The sequence below is a fragment of the Lactobacillus sp. UMNPBX12 genome (assembly GCF_002553955.1).
GTDB lineage: Bacteria > Bacillota > Bacilli > Lactobacillales > Lactobacillaceae > Lactobacillus > Lactobacillus crispatus.
The window spans coordinates 1-14631 of the sequence record NZ_PCYY01000002.1 but is presented as its reverse complement, the minus strand read 5'-3'; the positions used below and the strand labels follow the sequence as shown (position 1 = coordinate 14631).

Here is a 14631-nt window from a genome sequence, read left to right as displayed (position 1 = left end):
TGAAGGTTAAATCTAATTTGATTTAATCTCCATAGCTTATTATACTTCGTTCAGCCAAAAATACAAGGGCTAGATGTTATTATTTTACTTTAAAGACAGCTAAATAATGTCTTTAGAGCTAGCTTATAGCTTAATAATTTGTTATTTAACTTAGTACATCTATTTTTCTAAACAAGACAACTTTAATTTCTATTAAAAAATATAGTGAAATGATCAAGTGATTTATCAATGGCTTGATCATTTTTATTTACTTTATCAACGAACTTGTTTTTAACTATCAAACTATATAAAAAAGAGCCAAATCTAATGATTTGACCCTAAAAATTCTAGATTATTAATCTAAATTATTTTTTATGAATTAGTCTTGGTAGTTTACCAATTCTAAGAATGATTCTGGTACTAATGAAGCACCACCAACCAAGCCACCGTCAATATCAGGCTTAGCCATTAATTCCTTAACGTTAGCTGGTTTTACAGAACCACCGTATTGAATACGAACGTTTTCTGCAGTTTCTTCGTTGTACAAGTCCTTAACAGTTTCACGAATAGTCTTGCACATTTCTTCAGCTTGATCTGATGAAGCAGTCTTACCAGTACCGATAGCCCAGATTGGTTCGTAGGCAATAACAAGTGAAGATACTTGTTCAGCAGTTAAGCCTTCTAAAGCAGCCTTAATTTGAGCAACTACCCAGTCTTCTTGCTTGTTAGCTTCACGAGTTTCAAGTGATTCACCACAGCAAATGATTGGCTTCAAGCCATTAGCAAAGATTGCCTTAGCCTTCTTGTTAATGTCTTCGTCAGTTTCGTGGAAGTAACCACGACGTTCTGAGTGACCAATAATTACGTAGTCCATACCCATTTCTTTCAAGACCTTAGGTGAAGTTTCACCAGTGTAAGCACCTTCGTCTTCAAAGTAACAGTTTTCTGCACCGATATGTAAGTTTGAGCCTTCAGCAGCTTTTCTCAAAGCGTCAAGGTCAACTGCAGGTGCACAAATAAGTGATTCAACCTTACTTGGGTCTGGTAACTTATCCTTAACAGCGTTAACGAATTCAGTAGTTTGTTCTGGATTCATATGTAACTTCCAGTTACCAGCAATAATTGGTGTACGACTCATTAATCTATTGTCCTTTCCTTACTATTACTTGTCTGAAACGCAAGCGATACCTGGCAATTCCTTACCTTCAAGGTAGTTAAGTGAAGCACCACCACCGGTAGAAATGTGGGTAATCTTAGGAGCAATGCCTAATTGCTTAGCAGCAGCAGTTGAGTCACCACCACCGATGATAGTAGTTGCATCCTTAAGGTCTGCCAATGCACGACCAACTTCCAAAGTACCTTCAGCGAAGTTAGGCATTTCGAATGCACCCATTGGGCCGTTCCAAACAACAGTCTTAGCATCCTTCAAGATTTCCTTGAACTTTTCAACAGTCTTAGGACCGATGTCAAGACCCATCATGTTGTCAGGAATATCATCACCAACAACTTCACGTGAAGCATCATTTGAGAATTCAGTTGCGGCTACGTTATCTACAGGAAGAACGATCTTGTCGCCAGCCTTAGCAAGTAATTCTTTAGCAAGGTCTACCTTGTCAGCTTCAAATAATGATTTACCAATGCTGTGGCCTTGAGCTGCTAAGAATGTGTAAGCCATACCACCACCGATTAAAATGTGGTCTGACTTAGGAATTAAGTTTTCGATAACACCAATCTTGTCTGAAACCTTAGCACCACCAAGAATAGTTACGAATGGGTGTACTGGGTTTTCAACAGCATCACCTAAGAACTTGATTTCCTTTTCAAGCAAGTAACCAGCTGCTGCAGGCTTGCCAGCTTCCTTCATAGCAGTTGCGATACCAACGTTTGAAGCGTGACTTCTGTGAGCAGTACCAAATGCATCATTTACAAACATGTCGCCAAGACTTGCCCAGTATTCGCCAAGCTTAGGATCGTTACCTGATTCACGCTTACCAAAGTCGTTGTCGATGTCTTGGAATCTAGTGTTTTCAAGAACGATAACGTCTCCATCCTTCATGTTGTTGATAGCGTCTTCAACTTCTTTACCTTCGTTTGATGGTACAAAAGTTACAGGCTTCTTAAGAAGTTCACTTAAACGTTCAGCAACTGGCTTTAATGATAATTCCTTCTTGTCAGCATCTGACTTAACACGACCTAAGTGGCTAAGTAAGATAGCCTTGCCACCGTGTTCAATGATGTACTTAATAGTTGGAAGTGCAGCAACGATACGGTTGTCGTCACCAATAACGCCATCCTTAATTGGAACGTTAAAGTCTACACGTACTAAGACCTTTTTGCCTTTAACATCAAGATCGTCAACGATTAATTTAGCCATTATAATCCTCCGATTATTTTGATATTTTTTCTTCAAAAAAAGGCGGAAGGAAGAATCTCCCTCCGCCTTCTCAATTACCACTTAACTATATAATCAGTTAATTAAAATTAATGATTAAAGAGTTGCAAAGTGTAATAAAGTACGTACCATTTGGCAAGTGAATGAGTATTCGTTGTCGTACCAAGCAACAGTCTTAACTAATTGCTTGTCACCTGCAGTGGTTACCATAGTTTGAGTTGGGTCAAAGATTGAACCAGCAGTCATGTTAAGAACATCGCTAGAAACAATGTGGTCACCGTTGTAAGCAAATGATGGGCTTTCGTACTTCTTCATAGCTTCGTTAACTTCGTCAGCAGTAACCTTCTTGCTCAAGATTGATACTAATTCAGTTTCTGAGCCATCTGGAACTGGAACACGTTGTGCGTGACCGTTCATCTTACCGTTCAAGTTAGGCAATACCAAGCCGATAGCCTTAGCTGAACCAGTAGTATGAGGAATGATGTTTTCAGCAGCAGCACGAGCGTCTTGTTCCTTACCACTACGTGAAGGACCATCCAAAGTCATTTGAGTACCAGTGTATGCGTGGATAGTAGTCATAGTAGCAACTTCGATACCGAATTCCTTGTCCAAAGCGTTAGCCATTGGTGCAAGTGAGTTAGTAGTACATGAAGCAGCTGAAACAATCTTGTCATCAGCAGTCAAAGTGTCTTCGTTTACTGAGTAAACGATAGTCTTCAAGTCGTTACCAGCTGGAGCTGAGATCAATACACGCTTAGCACCTGCATCGATGTGAGCTTGTGACTTAGCCTTGCTAGTGTAGAAACCAGTACATTCAAGAACGAAGTCAACACCATCGTTCTTAACCCATGGAATGTTTTGTGCTTGTGGTTCTGCGTATACGTGGTAACTCTTACCGTCAACTACGATTGAATCTTCAGTTGATGAAACTTCGTGGTTGAAAGTACCATGAGTAGTGTCGTACTTAAGCAAGTAAGCAAGCATTGCTGGAGTAGTCAAGTCGTTGATAGCAACAACTTCAATGTCCTTTGACTTTTCGCCAAGGTCCATAATACGACGGAATGCTAAACGACCGATACGGCCGAAACCGTTAATACCAATTTTAACTGTCATAACCTAAAGTCCTCCTTAAGAACTATAAACAACATTTATTTTAAACGGGATTTCATTTCCCCTTTAAAATCATATTTGAGGCGCCCTCATCAGTGATTAGCCAGGTTTGATGAGGCGCATTAGGCATATAAGCTTTAATTGCTTGAGCCTTTCGGGCACCACAAGCAAAAGCAAATATGTGGGGTATTTTGTATAGGTTCTCGAACTGCAATCCAACCTGGGTGATGCGGTCAACAACCTTGCCATGTTCATCGAAGAAACACCCGAAACATTCGGTGACGGCTCTCTTCTCACGAAGTTCAGATAGCTTAATTGAATTATAGCCTCTGCGCTGTGCCATCTCTTGAGCTAACCCAATACCATGAATCACAGCATCACTTTGAGAAATGTCTTGCAGAACATCTGCGATCGAGGACTCACGAATCAAAGATTTGTAAGCATCATCTGAGACCTGCTCAGGTAAATATAATGTCTTATAAGTACCTGAAGTCTTAGCAGCCATTTCTTGGACGATTGTATTACTTTGCGTCTCTACATTTTCGCCCAAAGCTCCTCGACCTGGAACAAATTCCAACTGGCGATTGTTAGCTAAATCTGGTGATAAATACTTAGCAGATCTAGCTAACGCCGCTCCACCTAGAATTGTAACTATTGAATGGCCTAAAGGCAAGAGTAAATTCAAAGCTGAACTTAATTTTTCTCCCATCTCCTCATATACTCGGTCTTGGAAATCCGCATTACCAGGGACGATCAATGTTCTTTCAATCCCTAATTTTTTGGCTAATGCTACTTCCGTTTCACCGGCATTAAAGAGGCGATCAAGCAATGGCCCTGCATCTTTTAATGTTTTCTCACCCTTTTCAGTTAAAAACATCCCAAAACTTTTTGTTTCAATCAATCCTAATTGACTTAAGTACTCAGTCTCAGTTCTGATGTTTCTCTCTGAAAGCCCTAAATGCTGAGCAACACTTCGGCGTCCAATTGGCGCATGTAGCGAAATCTGCTCAAGGACAAGATACCTTTGTCGAAGAATCTTTAAGACGTTGGGAACGAGCGCTTCGAGCAAAGAAAAGTCCGAATCCATCGTTCCCTCCTTTCCATGGGACATCTATCGACCACCTACGTGTCGTTTTGTGTCCCAGAATGCTTAAAAATATAAGAGAAACGTACTTTTCATTCAATTCATACATTTCCCAATCGACACTGTTAGTATAACAATGTATTTTTCGTAATTCAAGAAAAAGATACACGATTTTAAAAAAGTCGTAAATCGAGTAAAATCATTTTTATTTCATTACTTTTTTTGATATACTACTATTTGAGAATCATCTGGGCCCTTAGTGTAATGGATCGCACATAAGATTCCGGTTCTTAGAATCTGGGTTCGACTCCCAGGGGGCCCATATAACTACATGTTGAAGAATACCGCCATCTCGGTATTCTTCTTTTTTATACCAAAAAAGCATTCCTCACGGAATGCCTTTTTCAATATCACAATTATTTAGTGCTTGTAGTCATCAACTCAGCACGTTGTGCTAACTCAGTGTACAAAGTTGAGCCTGAAACAGATAAGCCTTCAATTTCACGGCGAGTGTTGAAATGATGGCTACCCTTATAAGTACCATTTGCTGCTACACGGAAGATGTAGTCGTTAAAACCAATATAGAATTGATTGTGGTTGCTGTCATAAGCAAAACCTTGAACTGGTGAACCAGTTACGAAATTACTTTGAGTAGCACCGATTTCTTCTGGAGTCCAAGTGTCACCATTTCTAGTTAACTTCCAGTATTCATATTGGTGACGACCACCATTGTGGAACAATGCATACATAGTGTTGTCGCCAACAAAGGTTGCATTATGGAAGTAACGAGGATATGCACTGCTGCCGTTCCAGGTCTTAACAGTCCAGATTTTGTTAATCTTCATATCACTCTTTCTTACTTGCATAATTTCTTCTGAAGCTGTTGAATTAGCAGTCTTATTGTTATTAGCCAAAACATAAATGTAGCTTGAAGAAGAGCCAAGTGATTGACCATGACCTAGCTTAATGTATGGTGAAACTTTAATATTGTTTGCGTAGCTTCTAAAAGTGCTCCATCCCATAGTAGTTAAGTTTTGAGCAGCATATTTACTCTTAATTGCATTCAAGTTGTAAGAAACAAGATGTCCTCTTGAGTCGCTACTGCTAGTGTACATAGAAGCTGTAAAAATACCATCATTAACAGTAATACCTTCAGGAATTACCCCAACTTGTCCCATTGCATCAGCAGCTTGACCATAGCCTAAGCTGACAAAACGTGGTTGGAACAAACGAGTGCGCAAAGTCATGCCGTTACCTGAATAGCTATTTGAGCTAGTTTCTGAACGATAACCGTGTGCCTGATTCCAATTTCTTGATGATCCCTTTGAGCCACCATTCCAAGTATGAACTGCCTTAGGACCACTCTTAACAGAAGCACCTGCACTAGTAATTCCTTCATTTGCATCTGAACGAACAGTTACATTAACGCTTGCCTTTGCCCTGCCATATGAATAATCTACCTTAGTAGTGCCGGCACGGCTTGAACTAACAGAGCTATGTGAAACATTAACCTTATCCGGATTAATTGCAGTACCTTGTCCATCTGTTGCATAGTTAATTGCATCCCTAGTTGGAAAACTGTAGTTGCTGTTGTGAACTAAGCTAACATCTTGAGCTACTGAAATTTGGTTTCTAGCAAAAAAGTTTTGACTTACCCAACCTACATTGCGTCCATCGACAATAATGTACCAGAAGTTACCTTTCTTGGTAGAAACATACTTCTTAGATTGAATTTGACCATGCTTAAAGTACTTGGTATTTGAAAATGCACCTGATGGTCCTTTTTTAGATACATTATGATAAATAGCGTAATTACCATTGCCAGCAATCTTAGTAACTGCCTTGCTGTAGCTTTTGGCATCTACCTTGCTTTGACTAATGGCAAAAACACCACCAACTAATGCAGCACTGGCCACAAAAGTTAATAACATCTTTTTCCCTTTTAACATCCTTATTAATCCTCCCATATGAAAAAATCACGTTCATTTTAGCACAAATTTATCAAATGAAACATCTAATTATTAAAAAATTTCCTGAACAACAAGGCTTTGAAAACGCTTCTGTTATATAATTAAAAAGTTCACATAAATATATAAATAGTAATAGGGAGAAATTTTATGGTCGAATCACAAAATAATTCCAAAAAGATGATGTGGACCACCCTAGCAATGATGGCCTTCTCTACCGTGTGGGGCTTTGGTAACGTTGTTAATGGGTACGTCTACTTTGACGGGACAAAGGTTGTCTTTAGCTGGATCGTCATGTTCCTTCTCTACTTTGTTCCTTATGCCTTAATGGTTGGTGAACTTGGAGCTACCTTCAAGAATGCTGAAGGTGGGGTTTCCTCTTGGGTAAATGCCACTATGGGCGCAAAATGGGCCTACTACGCAGGTTGGACCTACTGGGCTTGCCACGTTGTTTATATTTCCAGTAAAGGTACTGGTGGTTTAAGAGCGATGGCCTGGGGTATCTTCGGAAATACAAAATGGTATGATGGCTTACCTACCGCTTGGACACAATTTGCTACATTAGTAGTCTTCTTGCTTTTCTGTTGGGTTGCAAGTCGTGGTATTCCAGTATTGAAAGGCCTAGCAACAATTGCTGGTTCTTCAATGTTTATCATGTCAATCTTATTCATCATTATGATGTTTACCGCACCAGCTATTAATCCTTCTGCTGGTTTCCACAGTATTGACTTTAACTGGAAGAATTTGATGCCAACCTTCAACGTAAAATACTTTACTTCTCTTTCAATCCTAGTATTTGCCGTTGGTGGTTGTGAAAAGATCTCCCCTTATGTTAATAAGGTTAAGGATCCTTCCAAAAACTTCCCTAAGGCTATGATGGCTTTAGCAATCATGGTTATGGTATCTGCTATTTTAGGTACTTTTGCCATGGCATTAATGTTTGACCCTAAGGTGGTTAATGCCAACCTTAACGAATACATCTCTAATGGTGCCTACATGGCATTTGACAAGCTGGGCGAATATTACCATGTTGGCGGCTTGTTCATGTACATCTATTCATGGTGTAACGTAATCGGTCAATTCTCAACATTAGTAATCAGTATCGATGCACCACTTAGAATGCTTTTGGGTAGTAAAGAAGCTAAAGAATTTATTCCAAAGGGCTTATTAAAACTCAACAAGCATGGTGCTTACATCAACGGTATCTGGATGGTTGTTGTCCTCTCTGGTGGCTTAATTGCTATTCAAGCTTTAGTACCAAATGCTCAAGCTGTTATGGCACAATTAGTTAAATTAAATTCAACTACTATGCCACTTCGTTACCTTTGGGTATTTGCGGCATATGTTGCTTTAAGAAAACAGCAGCAAAAGTTCAACACTACTTATCAAATGACTAAACATCAAGGCTTAGCCTATACTGCCGGTATTTGGTGTTTTGTAGTTACTGCTGCATGTTGTATCTTGGGTATTTACTCACCAGATCCATTTACCTTATTCCTTAATATCTTGACGCCAATCGTCTTGATTGCATTAGGTTTAATTTTGCCAGGAATTAAGAAATATCAAGAAGCAAAGGCAAAATAAAATTTAAATACAGAATTTTAAAAAGGAAGCAATTTCAAAAGACTGCTTCCTTTTTAGTGTATATTTTTATTTATTAGCCCAAGCATTTACCAATGCCTTGTACTTGGCAACGCTAATTCCTGCACCTTTACTGCTTCCTAAATATGAATCAGCATTTCCATAACCAGTATTGCTTACATTGGCAAAGCCCATTACTCTATAATTTCTGTTAATCAAATTCAAGTAGTGTCCTGCCACTTTATAGCCATTCGTGCCCTCTACGGCCGCATCATAAGTTGCCGTCCAAGTTGGACTATACTTCGCCGGCTTCAACGAATGATTCTTTTTTACATCATAATTCCAACTTTTCTTTTCAGAGAACCAAGTATCAACCGGATCTAAACCCACACTTTGAGTAGCGATGTTTTCCAAACCAATCGACTTGAAATAATGAGTATGCTTTAAGCTACCACGTTTTTGATAGTCAGCATTTAACATTGAGGCTGCTGTCAAAAGTGGTGATACCTTAAGTGAGCGAACTCCCTCATTTCTGCGTACTCTATTGACGCTATCCAAATAAGGCAATACAGCTTTAATATTCTTAGCACTAGTTGCATCATCATTTGAATGCAAGTCAACGTATTCATTGTACCAACTTGCCTTAGGCTTTTTACCTAAGCGACCTGTTTTCAATAATTTCACTGCTGATCTAGCGGAACTCCTTTGCCCTTTAGTCAAAGATTTGTTTTTAGATAGATATGTCATAAAATCAACGGCATTTTTGGCTGCCTTAACTGGCTTGGAATTCAATGCAGTTAATGACAAGGTCATCATCATAGCAGAAGCACCTGCAATTAAAAATCGTTTCTTCATTCTTTTTCTCCCATATTAATATATGTGAACTACGATTTAATTGTAGCACATACACTAATGAAAGATCTTCCTTTTAAATTGCATTATTCATCCATCTTTACCATTCCGCTTTTTAATCTGACGATTAATTTTTTGAATATCTTTTTCTTGCGTCAATCTAATCACAATCCAAATTATGATATATACAAAAATGAAGATACATAAAGTTTGCCAATCTATAAGCCAATGATTGAAAAGCATCATAATAGAAAACAACGTAAATGTACCAATTAAATGTAACAACAACGCAATTAAATATGACAGATTAGTATCAAATAGAAAACTCAATTCACCAATCAAACCACTACAAATGAAAACAACAATTACGCTCATTAATGGGATATTAATTGCACCTACACTATTTGATACTATTCCTAAAATAAGCAAGCAAGTAATTGCACCAAATCCCATTCCAGTTACAAAAAAATCTAAAATTTTATGCCAAATTTTCATTTTATAATCCCAGTTTCTTTTCTAATTCAGGTAAATATCTTCTTGAAACATCAGTCTTCTGTTTAAAAGCCAGTTTTGCAATCATATTGCCCGTAAATCCCGCCTCGAGTGCTTCAAGATAATTCAAATTAATAATCCCATGTTTTGATACCTGTACAAAATCATTATTTAATTTCTCTAAAACTTGATATAAGCGACCTGTAGTTTTAATGACAGCACTTTTGGTATAAAAAGTTAATTCTGTTTTTTCAACCTCAACTTTGATAATTTCTTCAATTTTAATAGTTAAAATCCGATCTTCAGTTTTTACCGGCAGAATTGAATCTACCTTTTTACCAAAATCTTGAATATAAGCCAATAAATTTTTTACTTCTGCTGTTTCCTCTAAAGAAATTACTTTGATCTTAATTTGATCTTTTTTCAAATTAGAATCTGACTGAAATTCTACATTCACGTGTTAGTTCTTCCTTCTATCAAGCATGACTGCGAGACATATTACTATAACTGTCAATAAGAGTGACATAGCTATTATTACCAATACATTATCCCCGTTAGTTAATTGATGAGACCCAAATTTAAAATGAATCCCTAAATATTCAATCAATTTTTGACGCATTTCATCTGGAACATCTTCCTGACTTAATTTATTTAAGAGCAAGCTTCTAAAACTTCCCGCTTCATAACTACTTGGAAACAATTTTACTATATTTTGCGCAGTTTTTGATAAAGTTCCATAAGGCATGTAAGTTGCAACCATAAATCCAGCTGCTGCTCCAATTACCGCCGACAAACGACTAAACGTTGTTGAAGAATTGATAAATAAAACGATAACTAAGTTTAATAAAGTTGCGCCAATTGCACCTAATAACATAAAACCTAATGCTGACCAATATACAGTTGATTGAATATTCACCTTATCAACCACTGAAAAGTAAATTGCCATCACTAGAAAAGTAATAACCTGCATCAAGAAGCTTATTATTAATGCTGAAGCTACGTAGGCCATGCTTTCACTAATTGGAGTTAAATTCGTTAACTTCATATCATCAATTGCTCGGCTTTCCCTATCCTTCACCATTTGACCAAGTGCTTGAAACGAAGTAGTAATGCCTGCAATTGAAACAATACCGCCAAGCATCCAGAGGTCCAATAATTGTTTTGCATGACTAACATTTTGCCAAGAATCAACAATATTTTGTTGTAAAAATCCAATATAAATTACAAATGAAATTAGTGCACCAAAACATGACATTACTACACCTGGTTTATTAGCAAAATAAATTTTGATATTTCTCTTCATTAAGGCGAACATTATTGAAGCTCCTTTCCAGCAATCTTGATAAATGCATCATCAATTGACCCTTTTCGATATTCAAATGTATCAATCTTATCTTCAAACTTATGTAAAAGGTCTATGACCTGATTACTATTAAGCCCATCGATTTCAATTTGATCATCTGACTTAGAAATTTGTTTAAAATTAGTAGAAAAAGTTTGCCCTTGTTTTAGGCGAATTAGCAGCCGATTGGGTGCATACATCTCTTTAATTTCTTCTGCAGAGCCTTCTGCTAAGACATTGCCATTTTCCAAAATATACATCTGATCAGCATTTTCGGCTTCCTCTAAATAGTGCGTAGTTAAGAAAATAGTCAGCCCCTGTTCTTTTTGAAGCTTTTGCAATAAATCCCAGATAACAATTCTTGTTTGTAAATCTAACCCTGTTGTTGGTTCATCCAAAAATAAGATATCTGGATGATCAATTAACGCTCTAGCAATATCCACTCTTCTTTTTTGCCCACCAGACAAAGTACCGTATTTTTGATTGAGGAAACTTCTAATACCAATCAACCCAATCAATTTTTCTAACCACTCTTTAGAAAAAGTTTTGTACATCCTTGCCCTTAAATATAGATTATCTTTGACAGTCAATACATCATCTAAAACACTATTCTGAAAGACTACCCCGATTTTTAGATCCTTAGCATACGTGATAGTGCCACTAGTTGGTTTCAATAGGCCAATCAGGATGTTAATAGTAGTAGATTTACCTGCACCATTCGTGCCCAAATAAGCTACCAACTGTCCACGATTAATCTTCAAATTAACCTTGTTCAAAGCTAACTTCTTACCATATTTTTTAGTTAGATTAAAAGTTTCAATTAACATAAAAAGACTTCCTTTCTGAATTCATAATCAGAATACAGAAAAGAAGCCCTTTTGTACTTAAACCTCAAATAAGTGGTTCATTTTTACACACAAAGTGCAAAATAGCTAAATCAAAATTGCATTATTCATCCATCTTAACGTATTGTCCTTTTTCATCTACAACACCTTTGAAATGGTGCATGCTGCCATCTTCAGCCTGAAATTCACCTAAGTCAATTTCCCCATAGCCCTTTGTAGAATCAGTAACCTTAACATCATCAAAAGTTTCTCTGAAAAATTGATGAACAATTCTACTCTTCAACCGTATATCCTTTGAATGCTCAAAGGCTGCAGACAACGTAAAGCCCTCATCTAATTGTTCCTTGATAAAAACAATTAGATACAAGGTCGCTAAATTATAGCGGCGCACACCACTTTGATCATCTGAAATCGGCTTAATGTAGCCCTTAGTTTCCCAATAGCGCAATTGCCTTTGAGAAACACCAGTCAATTTACTAACTTCACCGATTCCAATTTCTAAATTTTTAAAAATGTCATGCATAATTTTTTTAGATTTCATCCTGATACCACCTTACAGTATAGTTATATTTTATATATTGTTGTTATCTTTTGCAACACAAGTGTTAATTTATCTAACTTATTTGTAAGATTATTTGACAATGGCAAATTTTAAGCCTATAGTTTTTATAGTTAACTTTTATAAGAGAAAGGAATATTACATGAATAAGCAACCAACGGATATTCATGGAAAAGCTTATAATCGAAACCTACTAGTTTTAGTTTTAATTATAGGTTCTTTCTGTACTGTATTAAACGGAACACTGCTTTCAACAGCGCTTCCTTCAATTATGCGTTCATTTAACATCAGCACCGCAACTGCTGAATGGCTTTCAACAGCCTTTCTGTTAGTTAATGGTGTTATGATCCCAATTTCTGCATGGCTAATCAATCGCTTCGGTTCAAGAAAAATGTATTTGTCAGCCATGTCAATCTTCTTTATTGGAACAGTGATCGCCGCAATTGCACCCAACTTTGGCACCCTGCTTGCTGGGAGAATCATTCAGGGATTAGGCGTTGGTGTTACTATGCCACTTTTACAAACAATTATGCTTTCTATCTTCCCAGCTAATAAGCGTGGTGCAGCAATGGGAACTGTTGGGATTGTTATTGGCTTAGCACCGGCAATTGGACCAACATTATCTGGTTGGATTGTTGATAACCTTTCTTGGCGTTACCTCTTCAGCATCATTGCCCCAATTGCGGGAATAGTAATTATCTTAGCTTTCTTTTTAATTAAAGATGTTTTACCAACTAAGAAAGAAAAAATTGATGTTTGGTCAGTAACAACCTCTACTCTAGGCTTCGGAAGTCTGTTGTATGGTTTTTCAGAAGCTGGTAACAAAGGCTGGACTAATCCCGAGATTTTAGGATTTATTGGATTTGGAATTATATTTGTAATCCTATTCGGTATCCGCCAATTGAAAATGGATGACCCATTTTTGGACATTACCGTTTTTAAACACTTTGAATTTTCACTGGCAGCTGCCTTAAGTGGTATCACCAACTTAGCGATGGTCGGCATTGAAATGGTTTTACCATTATATATTCAAAATTTGCGTGGCGTTTCTGCCTTCCATTCAGGTTTAATGTTACTACCTGGTGCATTGATGATTGGTATTATGTCGCCAATTACTGGCCGTTTATTCGACAAATATGGTGCACGTAAAATGGCAATTACTGGTATAACTTTGTTGACCATTGGAACCATTCCATTTGTCTTTTTAACTGAGCAAAGTTCGTACACGATGATTATCATTCTTTATGCAATCAGAATGGTCGGTGTAGCTTTGGTAATGATGAATGTTACTACATCTGGTATGAATTCTTTACCATTAAACAAGATTTCTCACGGTACTGCTGTTAACAACACTTTCAGACAGGTATTAAGTTCAATTGGTACTGCAATTTTGGTATCTGTTTTAACTACAACTACCAATAATAATATGCCTGGTAAAAGTTTACTTCATGCACTGCCACTTGAATACAAGACTAGAGCAATCAGTGCAACTTTAGACGGTTTTCATGCTTCATTTGCAATGAGTATCCTCTTCTCATTAATCGCATTAGTTCTTGCATTCTTCTTAAAGAAGGGCAATCGAGCACGTGAACATCAAGAAAAGGTGGATGGTTAAATGATACTTTTAATTCTAATCGTAGCTGCAATTATGTTTATTTACTTTAATATCATCCCTGGAAAAAGGCATACTTTTATTGCATGGCTATCATTAATCATAACAATTCTTTGTGTTGTCGGCATTGTAGAACATGATTATAATCACTGGGGAATGAAAACTAAAACAACCTCAAGCACTAACACTCTAGTTTCCAGTGCTACTCCTCGCCTGCCAATTTTGCTTTATCAGCCTTTAGGTAATGGAACTGAAAAAGTTTACCTTTATAAAACTGGTCAGCTTCAAAAGAAGCCAAAATCTATTAAATTAGATAAAGTATCGACAAAAGTAAAACGAAGCAGCCAACCAAAAGTAACGATTAAGACTACTCGCTACACCTATAGCAATACCTTTAATCAAATAATGTTTGGCGTCTTTGGTCATGACAAGGAGTTAAAACACAGAGAATATATTTTTTCTATTCCCTCCAACTGGAAAGTAATGTCAGTTAACGATGCCAAGCAGTTGCAAAAACAAATGATGAAAAAACAGCAGTTTTTAAAACAAAAATCAGCCCAATAAAATAATGAAGCTCAAACTTTGATCATGATATGAACCCCGAAATTCGGACATGAATTTCGGGGTTTTTATTTATGGCTAAATTGATATTTACAATAGCTGGAAAAATTAACTTCGTTTTAACTCAAATTTTACCATATGATTTAAGTTAACTTAAATCACCTTTACAAACGGTAAGTGTCAATATTTTTGCGGTAGGTTGTGAACCATTAGTCTAACCTTAATTTCTTAAATATTTATCTGATTTATTTCCCT

Annotated in this window: 14 protein-coding genes and 1 tRNA gene; 4 read left to right on the top strand and 11 right to left on the bottom strand. The window is 37.0% G+C overall.

Annotation, left to right across the window (positions count from 1 at the left end; genetic code table 11):
• Positions 1 to 358 precede the first annotated feature (358 nt).
• From tpiA to CP363_RS00935, 4 genes are all read right to left on the bottom strand, one after another.
• Positions 359 to 1117: a triose-phosphate isomerase gene (gene tpiA, locus CP363_RS00950; protein ID WP_098035708.1), complete on the bottom strand. Its 759-nt coding sequence runs from the start codon at positions 1115 to 1117 to the stop codon at positions 359 to 361.
• A 24-nt stretch (positions 1118 to 1141) separates the two neighbouring features.
• Positions 1142 to 2353, bottom strand: coding sequence for a phosphoglycerate kinase (gene pgk, locus CP363_RS00945; protein WP_005721494.1), 1212 nt, complete (start codon positions 2351 to 2353; stop codon positions 1142 to 1144).
• Positions 2354 to 2467: 114 nt separating this feature from the next.
• Positions 2468 to 3484 (bottom strand): type I glyceraldehyde-3-phosphate dehydrogenase, encoded by a 1017-nt coding sequence (gap, locus tag CP363_RS00940; RefSeq protein ID WP_005718691.1) that lies wholly within the window; start codon positions 3482 to 3484, stop codon positions 2468 to 2470.
• 52 nt (positions 3485 to 3536) lie between these two features.
• Entirely contained in the window at positions 3537 to 4568 is a 1032-nt protein-coding gene (locus tag CP363_RS00935) for a sugar-binding transcriptional regulator (RefSeq protein ID WP_098035707.1), read from the bottom strand.
• Positions 4569 to 4815: 247 nt separating this feature from the next.
• On the opposite strand from CP363_RS00935, the gene CP363_RS00930 reads away from it, so the two are divergent.
• Positions 4816 to 4887 (top strand) — tRNA-Arg (locus tag CP363_RS00930).
• A 94-nt stretch (positions 4888 to 4981) separates the two neighbouring features.
• On the opposite strand, the gene CP363_RS00925 is transcribed toward CP363_RS00930, so the two are convergent.
• Positions 4982 to 6514 carry an SH3-like domain-containing protein gene (locus CP363_RS00925; protein ID WP_098035706.1) on the bottom strand — a complete coding sequence of 511 codons (1533 nt, stop codon included), beginning with the start codon at positions 6512 to 6514 and terminating at the stop codon, positions 4982 to 4984.
• Positions 6515 to 6682: 168 nt separating this feature from the next.
• On the opposite strand from CP363_RS00925, the gene CP363_RS00920 reads away from it, so the two are divergent.
• Positions 6683 to 8116, top strand: a complete 1434-nt coding sequence (locus CP363_RS00920; RefSeq protein WP_098035705.1) for an APC family permease — start codon at positions 6683 to 6685, stop codon at positions 8114 to 8116.
• A 66-nt stretch (positions 8117 to 8182) separates the two neighbouring features.
• Here CP363_RS00920 and CP363_RS00915 read toward each other — a convergent pair whose 3' ends face one another.
• The 6 genes from CP363_RS00915 to CP363_RS00890 form a co-directional block, all read right to left on the bottom strand.
• The gene (locus tag CP363_RS00915; RefSeq protein ID WP_098035704.1) at positions 8183 to 8968 is read right to left on the bottom strand and encodes a CAP domain-containing protein; all 786 of its coding nucleotides are present in this window, start codon (positions 8966 to 8968) and stop codon (positions 8183 to 8185) included.
• Positions 8969 to 9055: 87 nt separating this feature from the next.
• Positions 9056 to 9460 (bottom strand): DUF3021 family protein, encoded by a 405-nt coding sequence (locus CP363_RS00910; protein ID WP_089142989.1) that lies wholly within the window; start codon positions 9458 to 9460, stop codon positions 9056 to 9058.
• A 1-nt stretch (position 9461) separates the two neighbouring features.
• The gene (locus CP363_RS00905) at positions 9462 to 9914 is read right to left on the bottom strand and encodes a LytTR family DNA-binding domain-containing protein (protein ID WP_089142988.1); all 453 of its coding nucleotides are present in this window, start codon (positions 9912 to 9914) and stop codon (positions 9462 to 9464) included.
• 3 nt (positions 9915 to 9917) lie between these two features.
• Positions 9918 to 10772: an ABC transporter permease gene (locus tag CP363_RS00900; protein ID WP_098035703.1), complete on the bottom strand. Its 855-nt coding sequence runs from the start codon at positions 10770 to 10772 to the stop codon at positions 9918 to 9920.
• The gene (locus CP363_RS00895; protein WP_089142986.1) at positions 10772 to 11626 is read right to left on the bottom strand and encodes an ABC transporter ATP-binding protein; all 855 of its coding nucleotides are present in this window, start codon (positions 11624 to 11626) and stop codon (positions 10772 to 10774) included. The genes CP363_RS00900 and CP363_RS00895 overlap by 1 nt, the downstream gene beginning before the upstream one ends.
• Positions 11627 to 11747: 121 nt before the next feature.
• The gene (locus CP363_RS00890) at positions 11748 to 12185 is read right to left on the bottom strand and encodes a MerR family transcriptional regulator (RefSeq protein ID WP_057726449.1); all 438 of its coding nucleotides are present in this window, start codon (positions 12183 to 12185) and stop codon (positions 11748 to 11750) included.
• Positions 12186 to 12345: 160 nt separating this feature from the next.
• Here CP363_RS00890 and CP363_RS00885 point away from each other — a divergent pair, with 160 nt between their 5' ends.
• Both CP363_RS00885 and CP363_RS00880 read left to right on the top strand, forming a co-directional pair.
• Positions 12346 to 13818, top strand: coding sequence for an MDR family MFS transporter (locus CP363_RS00885; protein WP_098035702.1), 1473 nt, complete (start codon positions 12346 to 12348; stop codon positions 13816 to 13818).
• Positions 13819 to 14379, top strand: coding sequence for a DUF4811 domain-containing protein (locus CP363_RS00880; protein WP_065990284.1), 561 nt, complete (start codon positions 13819 to 13821; stop codon positions 14377 to 14379).
• Positions 14380 to 14631: the final 252 nt, after the last annotated feature.